This is a genomic window from Streptococcaceae bacterium ESL0729 (genome assembly GCA_029391995.1).
GTDB lineage: Bacteria > Bacillota > Bacilli > Lactobacillales > Streptococcaceae > Floricoccus.
This window is the reverse complement of the sequence record CP113924.1, coordinates 384,786-407,601: the sequence shown is the minus strand read 5'-3', so window position 1 is coordinate 407,601 and position 22,816 is coordinate 384,786. Positions and strand designations below refer to the sequence as shown.

General features: G+C 40.8%; 20 protein-coding genes. 1 reads left to right on the top strand and 19 read right to left on the bottom strand.

The genetic code is table 11. The features are described from left to right. Nucleotides 1–228: 228 nt before the first annotated feature. Genes leuD through OZX68_02075 form a run of 4 tightly spaced genes read right to left on the bottom strand, consistent with a single transcriptional unit; the run spans nt 229 to nt 4,779 of the window. Complete coding sequence (leuD, locus tag OZX68_02090) at nt 229–831, bottom strand: 3-isopropylmalate dehydratase small subunit (protein ID WEV61058.1); 603 nt, start codon at nt 829–831, stop codon at nt 229–231. After that, nucleotides 831–2,201: a 3-isopropylmalate dehydratase large subunit gene (leuC, locus tag OZX68_02085; protein WEV61057.1), complete on the bottom strand. Its 1,371-nt coding sequence runs from the start codon at nt 2,199–2,201 to the stop codon at nt 831–833. The genes leuD and leuC overlap by 1 nt, the downstream gene beginning before the upstream one ends. Nucleotides 2,202–2,210: 9 nt before the next feature. Beyond that, on the bottom strand, nt 2,211–3,248 hold the full coding sequence (gene leuB, locus OZX68_02080) for a 3-isopropylmalate dehydrogenase (protein WEV61056.1): 1,038 nt from the start codon (nt 3,246–3,248) through the stop codon (nt 2,211–2,213). A gap of 4 nt (nt 3,249–3,252) precedes the next feature. Beyond that, nucleotides 3,253–4,779: a 2-isopropylmalate synthase gene (locus OZX68_02075; GenBank protein WEV61055.1), complete on the bottom strand. Its 1,527-nt coding sequence runs from the start codon at nt 4,777–4,779 to the stop codon at nt 3,253–3,255. 362 nt (nt 4,780–5,141) lie between these two features. On the opposite strand from OZX68_02075, the gene lysS reads away from it, so the two are divergent. After that, entirely contained in the window at nt 5,142–6,629 is a 1,488-nt protein-coding gene (gene lysS, locus OZX68_02070; GenBank protein ID WEV61054.1) for a lysine--tRNA ligase, read from the top strand. Between the two features lie 77 nt (nt 6,630–6,706). On the opposite strand, the gene pknB is transcribed toward lysS, so the two are convergent. From pknB to OZX68_01995, 15 genes are all read right to left on the bottom strand, one after another. Next, the gene (pknB, locus tag OZX68_02065; protein WEV61053.1) at nt 6,707–8,878 is read right to left on the bottom strand and encodes a Stk1 family PASTA domain-containing Ser/Thr kinase; all 2,172 of its coding nucleotides are present in this window, start codon (nt 8,876–8,878) and stop codon (nt 6,707–6,709) included. Beyond that, nucleotides 8,879–9,625, bottom strand: coding sequence for a Stp1/IreP family PP2C-type Ser/Thr phosphatase (locus tag OZX68_02060; GenBank protein ID WEV61052.1), 747 nt, complete (start codon nt 9,623–9,625; stop codon nt 8,879–8,881). 26 nt (nt 9,626–9,651) lie between these two features. Then, nucleotides 9,652–10,968: a 16S rRNA (cytosine(967)-C(5))-methyltransferase RsmB gene (gene rsmB / locus OZX68_02055; GenBank protein WEV61051.1), complete on the bottom strand. Its 1,317-nt coding sequence runs from the start codon at nt 10,966–10,968 to the stop codon at nt 9,652–9,654. Beyond that, on the bottom strand, nt 10,955–11,893 hold the full coding sequence (fmt, locus tag OZX68_02050; protein ID WEV61050.1) for a methionyl-tRNA formyltransferase: 939 nt from the start codon (nt 11,891–11,893) through the stop codon (nt 10,955–10,957). Before fmt ends, rsmB begins: the two co-directional genes overlap by 14 nt. Before the next feature lie 10 nt (nt 11,894–11,903). Then, the gene (locus OZX68_02045) at nt 11,904–14,288 is read right to left on the bottom strand and encodes a primosomal protein N' (GenBank protein WEV61049.1); all 2,385 of its coding nucleotides are present in this window, start codon (nt 14,286–14,288) and stop codon (nt 11,904–11,906) included. A gap of 71 nt (nt 14,289–14,359) precedes the next feature. Beyond that, complete coding sequence (rpoZ, locus tag OZX68_02040) at nt 14,360–14,680, bottom strand: DNA-directed RNA polymerase subunit omega (protein ID WEV61048.1); 321 nt, start codon at nt 14,678–14,680, stop codon at nt 14,360–14,362. Nucleotides 14,681–14,701: 21 nt separating this feature from the next. Beyond that, a complete protein-coding gene (gene gmk / locus OZX68_02035; protein WEV61047.1) occupies nt 14,702–15,310 on the bottom strand; it encodes a guanylate kinase in 609 nt (202 codons plus the stop codon). Between the two features lie 168 nt (nt 15,311–15,478). Then, a complete protein-coding gene (locus tag OZX68_02030) occupies nt 15,479–17,437 on the bottom strand; it encodes a fructose-specific PTS transporter subunit EIIC (protein ID WEV61046.1) in 1,959 nt (652 codons plus the stop codon). 10 nt (nt 17,438–17,447) lie between these two features. Next, nucleotides 17,448–18,359, bottom strand: coding sequence for a 1-phosphofructokinase (pfkB, locus tag OZX68_02025; protein WEV61045.1), 912 nt, complete (start codon nt 18,357–18,359; stop codon nt 17,448–17,450). 9 nt (nt 18,360–18,368) lie between these two features. After that, entirely contained in the window at nt 18,369–19,064 is a 696-nt protein-coding gene (locus OZX68_02020; protein ID WEV61044.1) for a DeoR/GlpR family DNA-binding transcription regulator, read from the bottom strand. Between the two features lie 90 nt (nt 19,065–19,154). Continuing rightward, entirely contained in the window at nt 19,155–20,078 is a 924-nt protein-coding gene (gene whiA / locus OZX68_02015) for a DNA-binding protein WhiA (protein ID WEV61043.1), read from the bottom strand. After that, complete coding sequence (locus tag OZX68_02010) at nt 20,075–21,052, bottom strand: YvcK family protein (GenBank protein ID WEV61042.1); 978 nt, start codon at nt 21,050–21,052, stop codon at nt 20,075–20,077. The genes whiA and OZX68_02010 overlap by 4 nt, the downstream gene beginning before the upstream one ends. Continuing rightward, nucleotides 21,049–21,933, bottom strand: coding sequence for an RNase adapter RapZ (rapZ, locus tag OZX68_02005; GenBank protein ID WEV61041.1), 885 nt, complete (start codon nt 21,931–21,933; stop codon nt 21,049–21,051). Before rapZ ends, OZX68_02010 begins: the two co-directional genes overlap by 4 nt. Nucleotides 21,934–22,023: 90 nt before the next feature. Beyond that, complete coding sequence (nusB, locus tag OZX68_02000; GenBank protein ID WEV61040.1) at nt 22,024–22,431, bottom strand: transcription antitermination factor NusB; 408 nt, start codon at nt 22,429–22,431, stop codon at nt 22,024–22,026. Further along, nucleotides 22,421–22,816 carry an Asp23/Gls24 family envelope stress response protein gene (locus OZX68_01995; protein ID WEV61357.1) on the bottom strand — a complete coding sequence of 132 codons (396 nt, stop codon included), beginning with the start codon at nt 22,814–22,816 and terminating at the stop codon, nt 22,421–22,423. The genes nusB and OZX68_01995 overlap by 11 nt, the downstream gene beginning before the upstream one ends.

Below are 22,816 nucleotides of genomic sequence, written 5' to 3'. Positions count from 1 at the left end.
CATATCTCCTTTTTTTATTATGAAAACGATTTCCACATCTCTACTAGTATAATACAATATTTTATAAAAATGTCAAACGTTTACTAAAATAAAATCCTTTAAAAATAAAGCTAGCAATATGTAATGTACTTGTAATGTTATAATTGTGAAAAATATTGTCATACGTTTAACAATATCAAGTAAAAAAAGACCAGCCCAGCTGATCTTTTACTTCCATAAAATAAGTGACTAAATACCTGCTTCAACCCAGTAACTTGGCCTATTTCTTTCATACTGACTAATTAGGTCTTCGTATTCAAGGGTTAGGCCAATATCATCTAGGCCATTAACAAGCTTCCTCTTCCACTCAGAGTCAATCTCAAAGTTAAATTCCTTATCTCCTAGAATGATTTTTTGCTGGGGCAAGTCTACTACAAGCTCTGTTGAACTTGCAATCTCAGCCAATTCCTTGCGGCTTTCAAGGTCTAAGACAATGGGCAAGATTCCGTTTTTAAGGGCATTATTATAAAAAATATCCGAATAAGACCCCGCTACAATCACCTTAAATCCGTAGTCCATAATGGCCCAGGCCGCATGTTCACGGCTTGACCCTGAGCCAAAGTTGTCTCCTGTGATTAGAATGCTTGCTTCCTTGTAGTTGGGATGATTCAGGATGAAATCTGGATTTTCCTTCTTACCTCCCTCGAGATATCGCCATTCAAAGAACATATTTTTACCAAAACCAATCTTATCTGTAGCCTTCAAAAACTGCTTGGGAATAATCTGGTCAGTATCAATATTATCATTCATCAAAGGAACTGTTTTTCCCGTGTAGACTGTAAACTTATCCATTAGATTGCCTCCCTTGCATCAACAAATTTTCCGTTAAGGGCAGCTAGAGCTGCCATGGCTGGACTACAAAGGTGAGTCCTTGCCCCGTGGCCCTGACGGCCTTCAAAGTTCCGGTTACTGGTACTTGCACAGTGTACTCCCTGGGGAACATGGTCAGGATTCATTCCAAGACACATGGAACAACCTGGTTCCCTCCACTCAAAGCCTGCATCCATAAAAATCTTATCAAGTCCCATCTCTTCTGCAGCCTTCTTAACAGGACGACTTCCTGGTACCACAATGGCTGTCAGCTTATCAGCCACCTTCTTACCCTTGACAATGTTTGCGGCAAGGATCAAATCTGACAAGCGGGCATTGGTACATGAGCCAATAAATACATAACCAAGGTCAATGTCACTTACCATCTGTCCAGGATTTAGGTCCATATATGAATAAGCACGCTCATCATTAAAGTCAAGAACCTCAGGTAGGGACTCTGTATATTCAACAGCCATCTCAGGATTTGTACCCCAAGTCACCATAGGAGCAAGCTTATCAACCTCAATGGTAATCACCTTGTCATAGCTTGCATCTTGATCACTAACTAGAGTTTCCCAATCAGCAATGGCTGCCTCCATATCTTTAGGTGCCTTTTCTCTACCAGCTACATAAGCATAGGTCTTAGCATCAGGATTCATGAGCCCAATCTTTGCTCCAAACTCAATGGCCATATTACAAATGGTCATCCGCTCCTCCATTTCAAGGTCTGAAATGGCTTCTCCTGCAAATTCAACAGCATAACCAACACCAGCATCAACCCCGTAACGAGCAATAAGAGCTAGGATATAGTCCTTGGCATAAATCCCTTTAGGAGCCTTTCCGGTAAACTCAATCTTCATCTTCTTAGGTTTCACCTGCCAGATGGTTTGAGTGGCAAAGACATGCTCAACCTCACTGGTACCAATACCAAAGGCAATAGCTCCAAAGGCCCCATGAGTGGCCGTATGTGAATCCCCGCAAACCACTATCTTTCCTGGCTGGCTGCGGCCTGTTTCAGGTCCCACCATGTGGACAATTCCCTGAAGCTTACTACCATGGACAGCCGCATCGACCTTAAAATCTTCAACATTCTCAGCAAAAGTCTCAATCTGATTTTTTGAAATCAAATCCTGAATGTTAAAAATATCAACTGTTGGTACATTATGGTCGGTTGTTCCAAAGGTCAACTCTGGCCTTCTTAGCCTGCGTCCATTTTCCCTCATTCCTGAAAAGGCCTGAGGACTTGTAACCTCATGGATGAAATGCTGGTCCACATACATAAGCTGAGGTTGACCAATCTCTCCTGTAATCACATGTCTGTCCCATAGTTTATCAAATATTGCCTGTCCCATATCTCTACCTCACAAATTACTAATAATTGCTCTTGTCATCTCTTCTGTCGAAGCTTCTCCGCCCAAGTCTCTTGTAAAAATACCTTGAGCGAAGGTTTTTTCAACTGCTCTTTCAATATCAGCTGCTACGCTCTTAAGACCAAAGGACTCATCAAGCATCATAGCGACCGATAAAATCATACTTACTGGATTTGCAAGTCCCAAACCTGCAATATCTGGTGCACTTCCATGTATCGGCTCATAAAGGCTTGGCCCAGACTCAGAGTGGCTGGCTGAAGGCATAACACCAAGACTTCCTGGAAGGACACTCGCCTCGTCAGATAAGATATCTCCAAAAAGATTTTCCGTTACAATAACATCAAACTTACGCGGATTTGTAATCATCAGCATGGCAAGGCTATCTACCAATTGATGCTCTAATCTTACCTGTGGATAATCAAGGGCTACCTCTGTTGCAACACTCCGCCACAGCTTGCTGGTTGCTAGCACATTTTGCTTGTCAACGCTAGTCACAAGGCCATCACGCTTTTCAGCCATTTCAAAGGCTACCTTCATGATTCTTCTAATTTCATCGGCCGTATATTCATTGACATCACGTGCCTCTTCCTTTTCAAGCTTGTGCTCGCCAAAGTAGATGCCTCCGGTCAGCTCTCTAACTACTGTGAAATTAACGCCCTCAATAATTTCAGCCTTCAGAGGTGATAGTCTTTTAAGTTCCTCAAAAATTTTAACTGGCCTGATATTAGCAAATAAACCAAGCTCCTGTCTGAGCTTTAAAAGTCCCTGTTCTGGCCGAATTTTTGCCTCATTGTATTTGGGGTGGCCGATGGCTGCAAGTAATATCGCATCTGACTCCTTTAGACTATCAAGGGTTTCCTGGGGGAGAGGGTTCCCAGTCTTATCAATGGCTACTCCCCCAAAATCAAGCTCTTCAAGCTGGTAGTCAAAATCACTTTTTTGGGCTGCTACTTGTAAAACCGCAAGGCCTGCGGCCATGATTTCAGGGCCAATTCCATCACCTGCTAAAACTGCTATTTTTTTTGTCATCTTCCTAGGCCCCCTTAACTTTTTCATCCCTTACAAAAGAGCTAGCTCTGATATAGGCTTGGGCACTAGCCTTCAAGACATCATAGTCAATTCCCTTAGATGAGAAATTAACTCCTGTTTTAGGATTTTTCACATGAACCTGAACCTCAGCCTGGGCATCACGTCCACTTGTGATGGCTTCAATTTCATAAGATTCAAGGAACATTTTTTGACCAAAGTACTTGTCAATGGCATTAAAGATGGCTTCAATACTACCTAGACCGTGAGCTTGAACCTGGGCCTTTTCTTGATTTTCCCGGTCAAACAGATGAATCTTAACATCCTGTCTTCCATTTGATTCATAGTTTAGCTCAATGTCTTCAAGAATAATCTCACTGTCAGCTAGACTTTGACCAAGGATTAGGGCTCTTATGTCTTCATCAGTAATTTCTTTTTTCTTGTCAGCAAGCTTTTTAAAGTCTGAAAAATATCCTGTTAGTTCTTCTTCAGTAAAGTCAAATTCAAGTTCCTTAAGTTTTTCCTTAAAGGCATGACGACCTGACAATTTTCCAAGTGGTAGGGAATTAAATTTAATTCCAACAAGTTCTGGAGTGATGATTTCATAAGTTTCAGGATTTTTTAGGACTCCGTCCTGGTGGATACCACTTTCATGGGCAAAGGCATTACCACCAATTACAGCCTTATTCTTAGGAACTGAAAGGCCTGAATAACTTGCGACCATGTCACTAGTAGCCTTGGTCCTGCTTAGGACGATATCACTGGTAGCCTGATAATAGTCTGATCTGATATGAAGGGCTACTGCCACCTCCTCAAGGGCTGCATTTCCTGCCCTCTCGCCAATACCATTGACTGTTCCCTCAACGCGACCTGCCCCGTTCTTAACCGCCGCAAGTGTATTGGCTGTAGCCATTCCAAGGTCATCATGACAATGGGGACTAAAGATGATTTTGCGGTCAGACTTGATATTTTCAATCAAGTATTTAAAAATTTCACCAAATTCTTCTGGCACAGTATAGCCAACGGTATCTGGAATATTAATGTAGGTTGCTCCATTATCAACTGCCGTTTGAACAGCCTTTAGAAGGAAAGCTCTCTCTGTTCTTGTCGCATCCTCTGGAGAGAATTCCACAACATCAAAGAGGGTTCTCGCATAACTTACATGGTGGGCAATACTTTTTATAACCTCATCTTCTGTCATCTTAAGCTTATATTCCATGTGAACAGGACTTGTGGCAATAAAAACATGGACTTGTGGATATTTGGCATCCTTTAGGGCTTCAAAGGCTCGGTCAATATCTCCTTTAACGCAGCGAGCAAGACCTGTAACAGCTGTCTTGGTCATGATTTTTGCGATTTGCGAAACAGCCTCAAAACTATCAGGGCTGGCTGCTGGAAAACCAGCCTCAATAGCTGAAATACCCCATTTTTCAAGTTGCTTGGCTATATTAACCTTTTCTTCAATCGAGAAATTTACCCCTGGTGTCTGCTCTCCGTCCCTAAGACTTGTATCAAGAAATTCAATTTTTTTCATAAAACTCTCCTTAATTTTTTTAAAAGATTTTTTTAAAAGAAAAACGTCCCAAATGATGGGACGTCTTAGTCCCATCTTGACTTACGCCAAACAGGACCCGCACATATTATACTTTGAAAAAAGTACACTGCGAGTCCTCGTTTAATAATAATAAATTGAAATTTGGCTTAGTCATTTGAATTTTCCTCTAAATTTATTTTTTCCAATAATATAATAAATATTTGTTATTGTCAACAATTTTTAGAAAATTATCTTTATTCTTACTTAAGTAATTTAAGGAGGTCACTTGCCCAAATATCCTTTAATAATTCCCTTATTCATGATAAAATATAACGAATAATACTAAATTTAGGAGAACTATTTTGGCTGAAAATATCAAAGAAGAATTAAATGACCAAATGCTTGTCCGCCGTGAAAAGATGGAAGGCTTACGTGAAGCTGGACTTGATCCTTTTGGGCAACGTTTTGACCGCACACATCTATCAGGTGACTTGCACGCTGAGTTTGGTGAGCTTACTAAGGAAGAGCTTAACGAAAAAAATCTTACAGCAACTGTTGCAGGTCGTTTGATGACCAAACGTGGTAAAGGTAAGGTATCATTTGCCCACTTACAAGACCGTAAGGGACAAATTCAAATTTACGTGCGTAAGGATGCTGTTGGAGACGAAGACTATGAAATCTTCAAAAAAGCTGACCTTGGTGACTTCTACGGGGTTACTGGTCAAATCATGAAAACTGACATGGGTGAGCTTTCAATCAAGGCTGAAAAGCTTACTATGCTTTCTAAGTCACTTCGTCCACTTCCTGAGAAGTACCACGGTCTTACTGACGTTGAAACAATCTACCGTAAACGTTACCTAGATCTTATTTCTAATCGTGAAAGCTTCAACCGTTTCACTACTCGTAGCCGTATTATTTCAGAAATCCGTCGCTACATGGACAGCCAAAACTTCCTTGAAGTTGAAACTCCAACCCTTCATAATGAAGCTGGTGGAGCAAGTGCTCGTCCCTTTGAAACCCACCATAATGCCCTTGACATGGACATGGTCCTTCGTATTGCCCTTGAACTCCACCTTAAACGTCTAATCGTTGGTGGTATGGAAAATGTTTACGAAATTGGTCGTGTTTTCCGTAATGAAGGAGTGGACACTACCCACAATCCTGAGTTTACCATGCTTGAAGCTTATTCTGCCTATGCTGACTTTGAGGACATCATGGATCTTACTGAAGGAATATTTAGACACCTTGGAAAAACAGTTATTGACTCAGATATCGTTAACTATCAAGGTCAAGAGATTAACATTGGTAAAGCCTTCAACCGTATCCACATGGTTGAAGCCATCAAAGAGCAAACTGGAGTTGACTTCTTTGCCCCAATGACCCTTGAAGAAGCTACTGAAGTGGCTAAAAAACATCATGTTACTGTTGAAAAACACTTCACAGTTGGCCACATCATCAACGCCTTCTTTGAAGACTTCGTTGAAGAAACTCTTGTTCAACCAACATTTGTTTTTGGTCACCCAGTCGAAATCTCACCACTTGCTAAGAAAAATGCTCGTGACCCACGCTTCACTGACCGTTTTGAGCTCTTCATCACTGGTAAAGAATTCGCTAATGCCTTCACTGAGCTAAATGATCCAATCGACCAACTTGAACGTTTCAAAGCCCAAGCCGCTGCCAAAGAACTTGGTGATGACGAAGCAACTGGAATCGACTACGACTATGTTGAGGCCCTTGAATACGGTATGCCGCCAACAGGTGGACTAGGAATCGGTATCGATCGTCTTGTAATGTTCTTTACAGATGCTGCATCAATCCGTGACGTACTTCTATTCCCAACAATGCGTTAATAAAATCAGACAGACCTTAGGGCCTGTCTTTTTTACACTCAAAAAAAGGTGTGATTTAAAATCACACCTTTTTTTGACTAATTATTGGTATTTGTTCCTGAACCTGTCGGAGTATTTGCCTTGGCATTAGCTGCTTGGGCATCACTTACTATAGAATTTATTGAATCGATACTTGATGCTTTTTTGATTAATTCTTTAAATGCTGATTTTTCAGAAGCAGGTAAATTGTTTAATCCATCAATTACAACTTTAGCTGCTTCCTTGGCACTTGCAAGTTTTGCATCATCATCTTTTTTCTTATATTCGTCATCTTTTGATTTAGCATCACTAACAGCACTTTCAACGTCCTTGGTTGTTGTTGCCTTGTCGACTGAAGAAATAAAGTTATTTTTTTCCACATCACTTAAATTGCTTAGGCCATTTATAGTAGTCTTGGCTGATTCTTTAGCAGTTTCAAGCTCTTTTTTAGCTGCTTCTTCCTGGGCCTTTTTCTCAGCTTCTGCTGCGGCTTGGGCGTCATAGCTATTGTAATGAAGCTCAATCTTAACCTTCTTCGGATTGAAAGGTGTTCCTACATCAATACTTTGGTCGGTAACAGGATTTGAGCTGTCATTTGGATTAATGGTTTTATTTTCAACCAAGCTAATATTGTTTTCTGAAACCCCCATATTCTTAAGGCGTTTTTTAGCCTCAGAAACTGAAAGTCCAACAAGACTACTCATGCTTCCAGTCTTACCACCATTACTTACTTCAAGAGTTATTGGATCACTTGAATTTTTATCAAGGTAACCCCCCTTAGAAGGATTTTGACCGATAATCACGTCCTCATCCTTGTCACTGGTTACGGATGTTTTGATAATCCTTAATTCAGAGATTCCTAGACGAACAAGGTCTGCCACGGCATCTTCGTAAGTAAAGCCTTTTGAAACATAATCAGGCATTTCAATAACTCCCTTGCCTAGGGATACGTAAAGGTCAATCGATGAGCCTTCTTTTTTAGTGGTACCAATAGCTGGGTTGGTCCTTATGACCTGGTCCTTGTCATAGGTATCACTTGGCTCTTCCTTGACATTTCCCACCTTTAGACCCGACTTACTTATAGCTTCCTTGGCCTGGTCAATAGTCATACCACTGACCTGGGGAATCTTAATATCCTTAGGAGTCGTGAAGATAACAAGGGCAATAATCAGAGCTAAAATGGCAGCTGCAACTGAGCCAATAATCCAACCTGTTTTTTTCTTACCCTTAGCCCTTGAATTAGGCTTTGCTTCTTCCTCCTCCTTGATCTTGTTGGTATCAGTACTGACCTTTTTGACCAATTCTTCGGTGTCACTCTTATCAAGAACCATCTTCGGCAGAACCTTGGTCTCATTCTCATCTTCCTTGTCCTTAGTAAAGACTAATTTCTTTTCGTCCTTGCGGTCTAAAGAAGTTGATGTAGCTACATCTTTAAGCATTTCAGAAACATTTTGATAACGGTCTGATAAATCCTTGGCTGTAGCTTTAATGACAACATTTTCTAAGGCTTGGGGTACATTTTTATTGATATTTATGATAGATGGAAGGGGCTTTTGAAAGTGCTGGAGGGCAATGGTAACTGCACTATCACCATCAAAGGGCACATCTCCTGTAAGCATTTCATACAGAATAATACCCATGGCATAGATATCACTTTGGACCGTTGCCTTGGCTCCACGAGCCTGCTCTGGTGACAGGTAGTGGATACTTCCAAACATGCTATTGGTCTGGGTCAGACTTGTCTCAGCAAAGGCCATGGCAATACCAAAGTCTGTTACCTTAGCATCACCACTTTTACTGATTAAAATATTTTGAGGCTTAAGGTCCCGGTGGATAATCCCACGCTCATGAGCAAGTTTCATGGCTGATAGAATTTGGCTGATATAGTGGATGGCCTCATCATTTGATAGAGGAGCGTGTTCCTTAATATATTGCTTGAGGGTTACCCCGTCAATATATTCCATGACGATATACTGCTGGTTATCAACATCGCCAACATCACTAATTCCAACAATATTTGGGTGATTTAATTCAGACATAGCATAAGCTTCCCTTTGAAAGCGGGCAATGGCTATGCTATCATTTTCAAGATTCGACCTTAAGACCTTGATAGCCACAAGTCGATTGTCTAAAAAGGTATCTTCCGCCAGGTAGACATTTGCCATCCCTCCACGGCCGATTTCCTTCATCACTAAATAACGCTCAGCAAATAATTTGCCTACTTGAATCATCTAACAGGCCTCCTTATCAATCTCAAGCAGGATAACAGTTACATTATCATGCCCCCCGTAATTGTTTGCCAGCTCAATTAAATGCTCTGCCTTATCTTCAATGGTTCTAGGACCTTCAACCACCTGAACAATCTCATCTTTTGCTACCATATTGGTCAAACCATCACTGCTTAAAAGAATGTAATCCCCAGCTTCAATGGCTACGATATTAATATCAGGCTCAAGGAAGGTTTGCTGACCAATACTTTTGGTCACAATATTTTTATTGGGGTGATTTTCAGCCTCTTCTTCAGTCAATTCCCCAGCATCCAAAAGTTCTTGAACGAGAGAATGATCGCGTGTCACCTTAATCAAGTGGTTGTCACGAATGATTTGAGTTCTACTGTCCCCTACATGGGCTGATATTAAATCAGAGCCAAGAACAATGACAATTTCAAGGGTTGTTCCCATCCCCCTAAAGTCATCTAGGCGACCAAGGTCTGCAATATTTTGATTTTCAACTGATATCTTTTCAACTAGCCAATCTGAAATCTCATCTCTAGCATGACTACTAGAAAAATTAGTATCCTGCCATAATTTACCTAAATCCTCAACAGCAAGACGGCTGGCCACGTTACCTGCGGCGTGTCCTCCCATCCCATCAGCTAGTATAAAAATCTTCTGTCCTTGCTTATTAGTATAAACGTCAGCAAAATCTTGATTGGTAACACGCTTAATGCCAACATCCGTAAGTACTGTAAATTTCATTAGTTTTCCTTTCAGACTTAGATGATTTATTTTTTTCTAAATTTCGCAATAAAGAAACCATCTGTATGATAAAGTTCTGGTGTAAGCAAAATACACCCGTCCTTAACAATATTAGTATTGTCACTATCGATTAACACCTGTTCAAAGTCCTGATTTTCCTGTAAGAATCTATCCACCACCTGGAAGTTCTCCTCATCGAAAATAGTACATGTACTGTAGACCATTATACCATTCTTTTTAAGGGTTTTTCCAACATTTGACAAAATGGCCACTTGGATCTCCTGAAGGCTTGTGAAGTCTTCAAGCTCCTTGCGATACTTAATATCAGGCTTTCTTCTGATAAGACCTATCCCACTACAAGGAGCGTCAACCAAGGCCTTATCAAAGACCTCAGAACCAAATTCTTCAAAGGCCTTGCTGGCATCAAGCTTTTGAGTGGTAATCTTATCAGTTAGACCCAGACGCTCAGCATTATCATTGATTAATTTAAGCTTGTGGTCGTAAAGGTCAAGGGCTGTAATATGACCGTCTTTTAGGTACTCAGCCATGTGGACAGTCTTGCCTCCTGGGGCTGCACAGGCATCAAGAATTTTTTCACCGCCTTCAATTTCAAGGGTTGGTGCAACCAATTGGCTGGATTCATCCTGAATGGTAATTTTACCCTCTTTAAAGTCCTTACTGGCCGCAAGATTTCCACCCTTAGCCAAAAGGGCAGTTGCTGCAAGCTTACTTTTTTCAAGCTCAAAAAACTTAGATAAACTGTCAAATTCTCGGTTAAAATCAACCTTGGCTAGGTTAACTCGCAGGCTATTTTTACTTGGAGTATTCAGGCTTTCTAAGATATTTTGGGTACGCTCTTGGCCAAATTGCTCTTGAAGTTTTTTAATTAGAAAGACTGGTAGGCTATACTCAATTGACAAACGGTCAGCTTCCTTCTTGATATCTGAAAATTGAGCTCGCGGTGTACGCAGGAAGTTCCTTAAGACCCCATTTACAAAACCAGATAAACGCTTATCTCCTTGACCTTTGGCAAGTTTTACAGCCTCATCAACTGCTGCCGAATCAGGAATTTTGTCCATATAAACAATCTGATAAAGGGAAAGAAGGAGCAGATTTTTGACCCATTTTTTGGTTCGCTTAATAAAGGGCTTCAGGTACCACTCAAGTGTTAGCTTGTGGCTAATAGTCCCGTAAACTAAGTTGGTCACAAGAGCCTTATCAAGGACTGACAACTGGGAATTTTTAAGGGCCTCGTTTAAGGCAATATTAGCATAAGCCTCCTCATTAAAAACCTGATTTAAAACGCGAAGGGCTAACTCCCTTGGATTATTATTCTTGGCCAAAGTAATCTCCCTCCTTGATTTCTCGTCCTACCCCGTTTAAGAAGTCATTAACCTGCATCTTAGGTTTTCCTGCCGGTTGAACAGTAATCAACTCAAGGGCTCCCTCACCCGTTCCAACAAGAAGAGAATTCTTGGTGCGGCTTAAAACTTCACCAGGTTTGCCTGATCCTTCGACAGCTTTTGCTTCATAAATCTTAAAGCGATTGCCATTTAAGAAGGTATGGGCCACAGGCCATGGATACATACCGCGGACTTGATTGAAGATGGCACGAGCTGACTTGTTCCAGTCAATTTTTTCTTCCTCTGGTGTAATATTTGGACTGTAACTTACGAGCTCCTCATCTTGGGGACGTGGCTGAATACTTCCGTCCAGGTAACCAGGAAGGGTTTCAAGAAGAAGGTCACGACCGGCAAGGCTCAGTTTGTCAAACATAGTCCCAACATTATCAGCATCTGTGATTGCTAGCTCAACCTGACTGATAATATCTCCAGCATCCATCTTTTTAACCATCTCCATAATGGTCACACCAGTTTTTGCGTCTCCGTTGATGATCGAATAATGGACCGGTGCACCTCCTCGGTACTTAGGTAGAAGGCTTGCATGAACATTTACAGCTTTTCCTACACCCTTTAAAAGTTTGTCAGGTAAAAACTGACCAAAGGCCGCTGTCACAATAAGGTCTGCACCCATGGCTAGAAGTTCGTCCATCTCAGGACTACCCGATATTTTTTCGGGTTGAAGAACCTTGAGTCCATGCCTTAGGGCAGCTTCCTTAACTGGAGTCATCTTGATTTCTTTTTTACGACCAACAGCTCGGTCAGGCTGGGTTACGACTGCTAAAAGTTCATAGCGGTCATCAGCAATTAAGCCTTCAAGAACTGGAACTGAAAATCCAGGGGTTCCCATAAATATTATTTTTGTCAATGTCTATCTCCTATATAAAATTCTGTGGTTCACTATCGATAATAATCCTTAAATCCTTGTTGCTCCTGTCTTGAGTCATTTCAAGAACTTGATTCAAAGCTTCACTTAAGTGGTCCTCAAAACGATATTTAATTAAAATTTGGTAGTGGTAGAGGTTATGGGTACGAGCTATGGGCTTTGGTGTCGGCCCCAAAATTATCGCCTGCTGGGATAAATTTTTAGATAAATGGCTCATAATCTCATAACTTTTTTTAATAGCTTCATCTTCCTTCTTATGGCTAACAATTATCTGACTTGTATAAAAATAAGGCGGATAACCAAGACTTCTTCGATACTCCATTTCCTTTTGATAAAAGCCTTCGTAATCATGCTCCTTGGCAAGCTTTATTACATAGTGATCTGGGTTAAAGGTCTGGATGATGACCTCACCTTCCTTGTCAGCTCGCCCAGCACGACCTGCCACCTGGGTCAGAAGCTGGAAGGTTTTTTCGCTACTTCTAAAATCAGGTAGATTTAGGGCTGTGTCTGCATTGATGACCCCAACCAGGGTAACATTTGGAAAATCTAAACCCTTTGCTATCATCTGGGTGCCAAGAAGGATATCGGCCTCTTGATTCTCAAATTGATCTAAAATTCTTTCATGGGCCCCTTTTTTCCTGGTGGTATCAACGTCCATTCTAAGAATTTTAGCTTGGAGGAATAATTCCTTAAGCTCTTCTTCGATTTTTTGGGTTCCAGAACCATAATACCTAAAGTTTTTACTCCGACAACTTGGGCAAAAACGAGGTATGGCTTCTTTGAACCCACAATAATGACAGTCTAAGGTTTTTGTATCCATATGTAAAGTTAAACTTATGTCACAATTTTTACATTCTTCGACATATCCGCAATCGCGGCACATGATAAAACTTGAATATCCCCTGCGGTTAAGCATTAAAACAACCTGCTCCTTACGTTCAAGCTTTTCCCTGATTTTAGCAAGGAGAGGAGGGGTGAAATTAGCTGATTCCTGGCTCATATTTTCCCTGAAATCAACTATCTCAACCTTAGGAATCCGAGCCTTGGGATTAGCCCGCCTTGGAAGTTCAATAAATTCATAAACTCCCTTAGAGGCACGAGCCCTTGATTCAAGACTTGGAGTTGCACTGCCCAAAATAAGTTTTGCTCCGTGCCAATTACTCCTAAAAAGAGCTATATCCCTTGCGTGATACCTGGGACTTGAATCCTGCTTGTAGCTAGCCTCATGCTCCTCATCTATTATTATAACCCCAATATCCTTAAGGGGAGCAAAAATGGCACTGCGAGCTCCTACAACGACCCGGGCCTTACCTTCTTCAATTCTCCGCCATTCATCATACTTTTCCCCATCAGACAAACGACTGTGCATGATGGCCACCTGGTCACCAAATCTTGCAATAAAGCGGTTGGTAATTTGCGGGGTCAAAGAAATTTCAGGTACCAGCATAATGGCGGTCTTCCCGTCCTCTAAAACCTTGGCAATCACCTGCAAGTAAAGCTCTGTCTTACCACTTCCCGTCACTCCTTCCAGTAAGAAAGGATTGGGATTTTCACTTGCCGTAATCAGGTCATAGGCCTGTTTTTGATCATCATTTAAAGTTAAAGCTTGGTCTCTTTTAATTTTATCAAATAGCTTTCTAGTTCTTCTGACCTCAACTTTTTCTAATTTAAGAAATTTTTGCTCAATGAAAAAATTAATAACTGGTCTTGAGAAATGCTTGCCTAGCTCCTTTAGGGATATTTTATGGGGATTTTTTAAGAGGTAATCCTTAAGCTCCTGCTTTTTTTTAGCCCTGGCTGAAAGCTCATAATTTGCTAACTTGTCTATATTTTCAGGGTAAAGAAAGCTTTCATAGCTGATATTTTCACGGCTTTTGGCCTCATATTCAAATTTTACTTTACCATCTTTTTTGAGCCTTAAAATCTGTACCTGCTCAGCCTCTGATAAGCTTGAAAATTTAGCCCTTTGTCCCAGCTTAAAAAGCAAGCTTTCATTTTGGTTGACTGAAATTTCTTCTATAGGGATAACATACTTGTCATAGTTTGAATTAAGCAAATTTGGCAGCATGGCCTTAAGACAGGTAATCTTATAGGAAAAAACCCTCTTTCTCATATCATCAGCCATGGCCAGCTGTTCCTCATTAAGGACTGGTTCAAAGTCTAGGAGTTCCTTAATTTTTTTGAGGCCTTCTTGTGGATTTGAATCATCAACTACTTCCACAACAATTGCTTGAACCAGGCGGTCTGCCTTACCAAAAGGGACATGAACCCGCATTCCCTCCTCAAGCAAGTCTTCTAACCCACTGGGAATCTGGTAGGAGAAGGGATGATCCGTCTGCATAAGCGGGATATCAACAATTACTTTAGCTAGCTTCATTAAAATAAAATCCTTCCTAAAACAAAAGTAGAGACTGGGAATCCCCCAATCTCCATTCCACATACTAGAACTTATTTACCTTTATTAGCTTCAACTTCTTGCTCTTGTGCAATACGTTCCTTGATTTGTCTTTCTTCTTCTTGCAAGCGGGCTACCTCAGCTTCAGCTGCAAGCCTGCGTGCTTCTCTTTTACCCTCTGGATCTGGGTGAATTGTTACAGTTCCTGCTTCAATTTCTTCTAAGGCTTTAAGGGTAGGCTTAACTGACTTAAAGTCGGTTGTAGCCTGAGCTCCTTCATTTAATTCATGGGCACGTTTACTCTCAAGAATCACTAGTGAGTATTTTGAATCAACCTTGTCTAGTAGTTTGTCGATAGATGGTTTTAACATCATAATATTATTTCTCCTTTAGTCCTAATCAATCATAGCGCGGTATTTTCCAATCACGCGGTCCACACGGAAGTGTTCAGCTTCAACAATCTTTTTAACCCTTAGGGCAGCCTTGCTGACCTCGTCATTAACGACCGCATAATCATATTCACTCATAAGAAGAATCTCCTCACGGGCCTTCTCCATTCGTTTGTCGATAACATCAATACTATCAGTACCACGACCAACAATTCGTTCGCGAAGTTCATCAAGATCTGGTGGTGTTAAGAAAATGAAAACTCCATCTGGCACCTTCTCCTTAACCTGTAAGGCTCCTTGAACCTCAATCTCTAAAAAGACATCCTTACCGCTATCAAGCGTCTCATTAACATAAGTTAATGGAGTACCGTAGTAGTTGCCTACATATTCAGCATACTCAAGCATTTGTCCATTCTTAATCATCTCTTCAAATTCTTCACGAGTTCTAAAGAAATAATCCACACCATCAACCTCACCTGGACGTTTAGGACGGGTGGTCATTGAAACTGAATAGTCAAAATCATGTCCCTTACCATCAAAAATTTCCTTGCGTACAGTTCCCTTACCAACTCCTGAAGGGCCTGAAAATACAATTAATAAACCACGCTCTTGCATGCCTTCTCCTTAAAAATATTAATCTTCTTTATTGAATTTTTTAATAAGCTCAAATAAGATATCTCATTATAGCATGTTCCTTCCCCTAAAAACTAAAAATGTAATTTAAACGTAATATTTCATCCAAAAGAAAAAGAGTAAAGCAAGTTTACTCTTTCTTTTTAAAAATTATTTTTTCTTACGAAGTGCTCCAAACATAACACCACCGATAACTGCACCAATTGCAATGTATACTAGGTAAAGAAGTGGGTTGCTTGTTAGGGCAAGTACGAAGATTCCTCCGTGAGGAGCCATAAGTTTGATGTGTGAGAATCCTACTAGGGCACCTGTGATTGCTGAACCTACAACGAATGATGGGATAGCACGAGCTGGGTCAGCTGCTCCAAATGGAATAGCTCCCTCTGTGATGAATGAAAGACCTGTTACAATGTTTGTAACACCTGCTTGACGTTCATCTTTAGTGAATTTATCTTTGAAGATCATAGTTGCTACGAATACTGCAAGAGGTGGAACCATACCACCAGCCATAGTAGCAGCCATTACTTCACTACCACCTGTTGCAACTGTTGCTGCAAGTGTACCTGTCGCAAAGACGTAAGCTGCCTTATTAACTGGTCCACCCATATCAACTGACATCATTCCACCAACTAAAGCTCCCATAAGGACTGCTGATGTTCCGCTCATGTTAGTTAGGAAGTCATTAAGACCTGTGTTGATAGCACTCATTGGTACATTGATTAGAAGCATTGCAAATCCTGTGATAATTACACCAAGAACTGGGTAAAGTAGGATTGCTTTGATACCATCAAGGGCACGTGGAAGAACGACTAGAGCTTTCTTAAGTAAGATGATTACTCCACCGGCTACGAAACCACCAACCAAGGCTCCTAGGAATCCTGAAGGTGTACCTAGGGCAATGCTTGCATCCTTAGCAAATGGAACATGTCCCCAAGCAAGTCCAGATTGAGCAACGTATCCAGCTACGAAACCAGCAACCATACCTGGTTTTTCAGCGATTGAGTAAGCAATATATCCAGCTAGAACTGGTAGCATGAAGTCAAAGGCTGCTCCACCGATGTGTTTAAAGAGACTAGCAAGCTCATTGTAGGTACCAAGGTTTGATAATTGATCCTTTGGCACACCCATAGCATTATCAATCAAGAAGGCAATGGCAATGGCAATTCCTCCACCGATTACGAATGGAAGCATTGATGAAACCCCACTCATTAGGTGTTTGTAGAATTTCTTACCAAGACCTACATCATCGCCAGATTCATCAGATGAACCACTTCCTTCAGCTGCATGGTAGACTGGAAGTTTACCACTAGCTGCTTCTTCAATTAGGTTTTCAGAATTAGTAATACCATCTTTAACTGGGCGGTTGATTAAAGGTTTACCATCAAAACGTCCCATGTCAACAGCCTTGTCAGCTGCAATGATTACACCATCAGCACGCTTAATGTCCTCAGCAGTAAGTTTGTTACCAACACCACCGGCTCCGTTAGTTTCAACCTTGATTCCAACACCCATTTCAGCTGCTTTTTTCTTAAGAGCTTCTTCGGCCATGTAAGTGTGGGCGATACCTGTTGTACATGCTGTAACAGCTACAACAAATTTTCCAGTTGATGGAGTTTTATCTTCTTTTGACTCTTGAGCTGCTTCGGCCTTAACTTCTTCACCTTCTTGTTTGAAAAGAGCAATTACTTGGTCAGGTGTAGTAGTCTTACGAAGTTTATCAATAAATCCTGCTTGCATAAGGTACTTAGAAAGGCTTGCAAGAGCTGCTAAGTGAGTATCATTTGCTCCAGCAGGTGCTGCAATCATAAAGAACACATATGTAGGTTGTCCATCAAGGGCTTCATAGTCAACACCCTTATTTGATTTAGCAAAAAGGATAGTTGCTTCTTTTACTGCTTCATTCTTGGCATGAGGCATTGCTACTCCGTCACCAAGACCTGTTGAAGTTTGAGCTTCACGGTTTAGGATACCTTGCTTGAAGACTTCCTTATCTGTGATGCGGCCTGTTTGGTAAAGTTTGTCAACCATTTCATCAATTGCCCCAAGCTTATCTGTAGCTTGAAGGTCCATGATCATGGCATTTTTTACAAGTAAGTCTGTAATTTCCATAATTTTTCTCCTATAGTTTTGTAATTTCTACTTTTTTCAGTGTTTCCTCAATAAAGTCGGCTGTAGCCAGGTCATCTGAGAAAGCTGTAGCCGTTCCACATGCCACTCCAAGGGCAAAGGCTTCAACTGCATTTTGGCTTTCTTCATACTTACCAGTAAATCCTGCAACCATTGAATCTCCAGCACCAACTGAATTTTTAACCACTCCCTTGATTGGTTTTGCAAAATAGCTACCTTCCTTATTTACAAGAAGGGCTCCATCTCCAGCCATTGAAATGATTACATTTTGGGCACCCATTTCAAGAACCTTTTGAGCGTAAGGGATGATTTCCTCAGTTGACTCAAACTTAACATCAAAGATGGCTCCAAGTTCATGATTGTTTGGTTTAACAAGAAGGGGCTTGTGCTCTAAAGCATCTAAAAGGGTTTGTCCTTCAAAGTCACAAACAACCTCTGCTCCTGATTCTTTGGCAGTTGAAATTAATTTTTTATAAACTTCATTACCTAAAGAGGCTGGAGCACTTCCTGCAAAAACAACCGTATCCTGGTCTGTTAATTTTGCTAAACCACCAAGTAATTCATCAAGCTGCTCAGAGGTAATTGCTGGACCTTGCCCATTAATTTCCGTTTCCTGGTCAGCCTTAATCTTTACATTGATACGGGTATCTTGATCAACAGCAACGAAGGCCGTGTTGATTTTTTCTTCCAAGAGAGTCTTTTCAATGAACTCCCCTGTAAATCCTCCTAGAAAACCCAATGCTGTTGAATTTTTTGAAAGCCTTGCTAAAACTCGACTGACATTAATTCCCTTTCCACCAGCATATTTGTCATCACTATCCATTCGATTGACTTCTCCCACCACAACTTGTGGTAAGCGAACAATATAATCGATAGAAGGATTTAAAGTTACTGTGTAAATCATCTTAATCTCCTAGCTATTAGTTAATATTATTACCTCTGATACTTTAGCAAAGTTTATCAAATTCAACTTGTTAAACTTGCTCCTATCAGCTAGTACGTAAGTTTCTTGTGCCCTTTTAAGGGCTGCCTGCTTAATATTTGCCTCTTCCATGTCGGGAGTACTTATGTACTCATCACCGATGGCATTAGCCCCCAAGAAGGCCTTGGTAAAATTAAACTGCTCCATTTGCTGGACGGCATCTGACCCAATAACTGCGTCAGTTAAATTTTTAATAAATCCACCTAGAATGTAAATGGTTATATGATCTTTGATCAATTTTGAAGCGTGGGTAACACTGTTGGTTACAATCGTTAGACTACCATTGAACCTTTGCAGACCTTCAATCATCATACCAGTCGTACTACCAGCATCCAAAAAAATGACGTCGCCATCGCTTAGATGGGTCAGTGCCATATCAGCAATCATTTCCTTTTTTTGAACGTTTTTGACCGTTTTTTCACTAATACTGGCTTCACCAGATAAACTTTTAATCGGCTCAGCTCCACCATGAACGCGGACAAGTTTGCCCTGCCGCTCAAGGCCAGTCAAATCCCGCCTCAAGGTTGAAACGGAGGCACCAGTAAGGCCACACAAATATTCAATGGTTACGCTTCCCCTAGAACTTAATTCTGATAGGATTACTTTTTTTCGATCATTGGCAAGCATATTTTCTCCTTATGGAAACCGTTTCCATCTCAATTATACACCATAATCGCTCAAAGTCAATCAAAAAAAATCATAATCTTTCATTTCTTATTAGTCAGGTTTTTTATCATCAATATAGGTCTGGGCCAGCTGACTAATTTTTCTTAGTCTATGATTTACCCCACTTTTCCCCAAGGGAGGTGACATAATCTCTCCAAGCTCCTTGATGGTAAGATCTGGATGCTTGAGCCTGATTCTTGCAACTTCTGACAAATTGTCAGGAAGCTGATCAAGTCCTAGTTTTTCATCGAGTAATTCAATCTTTTCAATCATGTCATAGGAAGCATTGACAGTCTTCCCTAGATTTGCCGTCTCAAAATTAGCCCGCCTGTTGGCCTGATTTCTCATCTCCTTAATAATTTTAGCATTTTCATACCTAAGTCTTGCACTAATGGCTCCAATCATGGTTAAAAAATCCATAATCTGCTCAGAACTCGTCAGATAGACAATATAGCGATTCTTCCTCTCATGAAGCCTTGCATTAAAGCCAAGATTTTCAAGAACCTCCTTTAAATCCTCAGCATGCTCCTGGTAAACAGAGCTTAGTTCCAAGTGATATTTACCACTTTCTGGATCACTGATATTACCATTTGACAAAAAGACGCCCCTTAAATAAAGGATACTTTTCTTGTCGTCATATTTAATTGACCCTGGAATTCCATTGTCCAGTAAAAGTCCATCTGCTAAATCAAGGTCATCTAGGAGGGAATTTACATTTTTATCAATATAGACGGTGTAAATCCGGTTTTTAGATAGGGTTGTCTTCTGCTGGGTTTTAATCTCTGATTTAATTTGATAGAGTTTCATGAAAAGATTGTAGGTATAGCGGGCAGTTGTGGCATTCTCTGTGCTGATTGAAAGGGTAAGCTCCCTTGCCAAACCAAGGGAGCCATTCATCCTAATCAAAGCCATCAAAACAACTGGGCTATTGTCCAAGGAAGTTAATTCCTTTTTTACTTCCGTTGAAAAACTCATGGCAAGACCCTTTCACTAATCTTTAGGATTTCTTTGGCTACACCGTCCCCATCATGGAAGGCTCCACCCCGTTCAAGCTTTAGGAAGTTGGCAGAAATAATCCTTTTTACCTCCTGACTCAAACCTTTAAAATCATGGTCAACCTGGACCAGATACTCATCAAACTTATGAGTATTCATGTACTCCTTTGGAACTTCTTCAATATTGACCAGAACTGTATCAATAAATTTTTGACCCAGGTGCTTATGAAGGACCCTAACGTGTTCAGCGTCTGTAAAGTGCTCAGTCTCCCCCCTTTGGGTCATGATATTACATACGTAGACGATTTGAGCAGGGGTATCAAGAAGGGCCTGACCAATTTCATCAATTACCATGTTGGGTAAAATGCTCGTAAAGAGACTACCAGGCCCTACAACAATGGTATCTGCTTCCATGATGGCCTTGACCACCTTGCGGCTGGCATGAGCTTTTTTCCCGTCGAAAGTATTGGTCACATAAACATGGTCAATTTGTCCCTTATAGTCCGCAATCTTACTTTCACCCACTACCTCATGGCCGTCTTCAAAGACCGCATGAAGGGTTAAACCTTGCTCGCTAGAAGGGAAGACATTGCCATCAATATGAAGGAATTTGGCAAGAATTTGAACAGCATTGTAGGTCGAACTTTGCATCTCACTAATTCCAGCAATAATTAAATTCCCCAGGGGATGACCCGCAAGGGGACCATCTGATTCATTAAAGCGGTACTGAAATACCCGTTCATAGAACTTTGGCATATCACTCATGGCAACCAAGACATTTCGCAAGTCCCCAGGTGGTGCCATGCCAATCGAGTTGATAATCTCGCCACTGCTGCCTCCGTCATCAGCCACAGTCACAATGGCTGTTAGGTCAACATTTTCATTTCTTAAGCTGCGTAAAAGAACTGGAATCCCAGTCCCTCCACCAATTATTACAATCTTCTTCTTTCTCATGATCTATTAACTGTCTCTTTTCTCTTGGCCATATCCCTGTGAACTTCATTCACCTTCCAGCCCTCATTTTTCAGGCTGCTGGCAAGTCTTCTGGCAAAGGATACTGACCGATGTTGACCACCTGTACAACCAATGGCAATGGTAAGGACTGACTTTCCTTCCTTTTCATAGCCTGGGATAATCGGTAAAAGCAGGTTTTCAAGATTTTTGAAAAAATCGTCTGATTCAGGAGCCGACATGACATAGTTATAGACCTCATCATCCATTCCTGTCTTATTACGAAGATCAGGAACATAGTGGGGATTGGGCAGGAAGCGGACATCAAAGACCAGGTCTGCATCAAGAGGCAGGCCGTATTTAAAGCCAAAGCTCATAACCTCAATCCTAAAAGGTTGCACTGTATCATCTGAAAAATCAGCAAGAATCTGACTACGTAAGTTTCTTGGTGACATCTTGCTTGTATCAAAAACATTTTGAGCAAATGATTTAAGGGGAGCTAAAAGTTCACGCTCCTTTAAAATACCATCCAAAACCCTGCCCTCACTGGCAAGGGGATGACTCCTTCTAGTCTCCTTATAACGGGCCACAAGCTCAGTGTCACTAGCATCTAAAAATAAAATTCTAAAATTAACAGAAGGCAAGTCACTTAAATCATTGATAACTTCCTGGAGCTCATCAAAGAAGCTTCTTGATCTCATATCAACGACCATGGCAAGCTTACTAATATTTGCTTCCTTGTCAGTCGCAAGTAAACCAATAAATTTTTCAATGAGATTTGGGGGCATGTTGTCAATTGTAAAATATCCCATATCTTCAAAGGACTGGATGGCAACTGTCTTACCCGCCCCACTCATTCCTGTTACGATAACTAAATCAAGCATCTTTATCCTCCTTTTTCCTACTAGTAAATCATAAGGGTTCCATATTGCCTTTAATTATAACAAAAAAAGACGATAAAAACCGTCTTCTTGCTATACTAAATTGGTTAGTACTCCGTTTATGAATTTAGCCGCCTTTTCATCATTGAAATCTTTTGCAAGCTCAATTGCTTCGTTAACTGCAACAACATTTGGTGTTTCAGCATATAAGATTTCGTAAGCTCCAAGACGTAAAATCACACGTTCAATATTTGTAAGCCTCTCAAATGTCCAAGGACTCTTGATAAACTCAGCTATCTTCTCATCTAGCGTGTGTTTGTTTATCTGCACCCCGCGGACTAAAGTTTCCAAGTATCTTGGAGTGCTCTCTGGAAATTCATCGTATGACATGACAAAATCCATCACATCACTAACTGACGCTTCTTCTTGCAGTTCTAGAGAATAAAGAGCTTGTACAGCACTCATACGAATCTCATGCTGACTCATCTTTTTATTCGCCATCTAGAAAATCTCCTCCATCAAATAAATCTGTACGTTTTGGTTTTGGAGTCTTCTCAGGTACAATTCCTGAAACATGGATATTGATATCGTTGATTTCAATACCTGTCATATTATAAACGACTTCTTTAACCTCTTCTTGCATCTTCATGGCAACATTTGGCACATTCACGCCATAAATCATGAATGCATAAATATCAACATCAACCACACCTTCTTCGTCCTGGCTAATATAGACACCACGTCCTTCAGCCTTCTTCCCTAAAATATCAGAAAAGCTCTTATTTCTTAGAGAGTAAAGTCCTTCGATGTGTGAAGCTGTGATATTTACAATTGTTTCAATGACCCTAGGTGAAATAACCACTGTTCCTAGGTTTTCAACATGTAT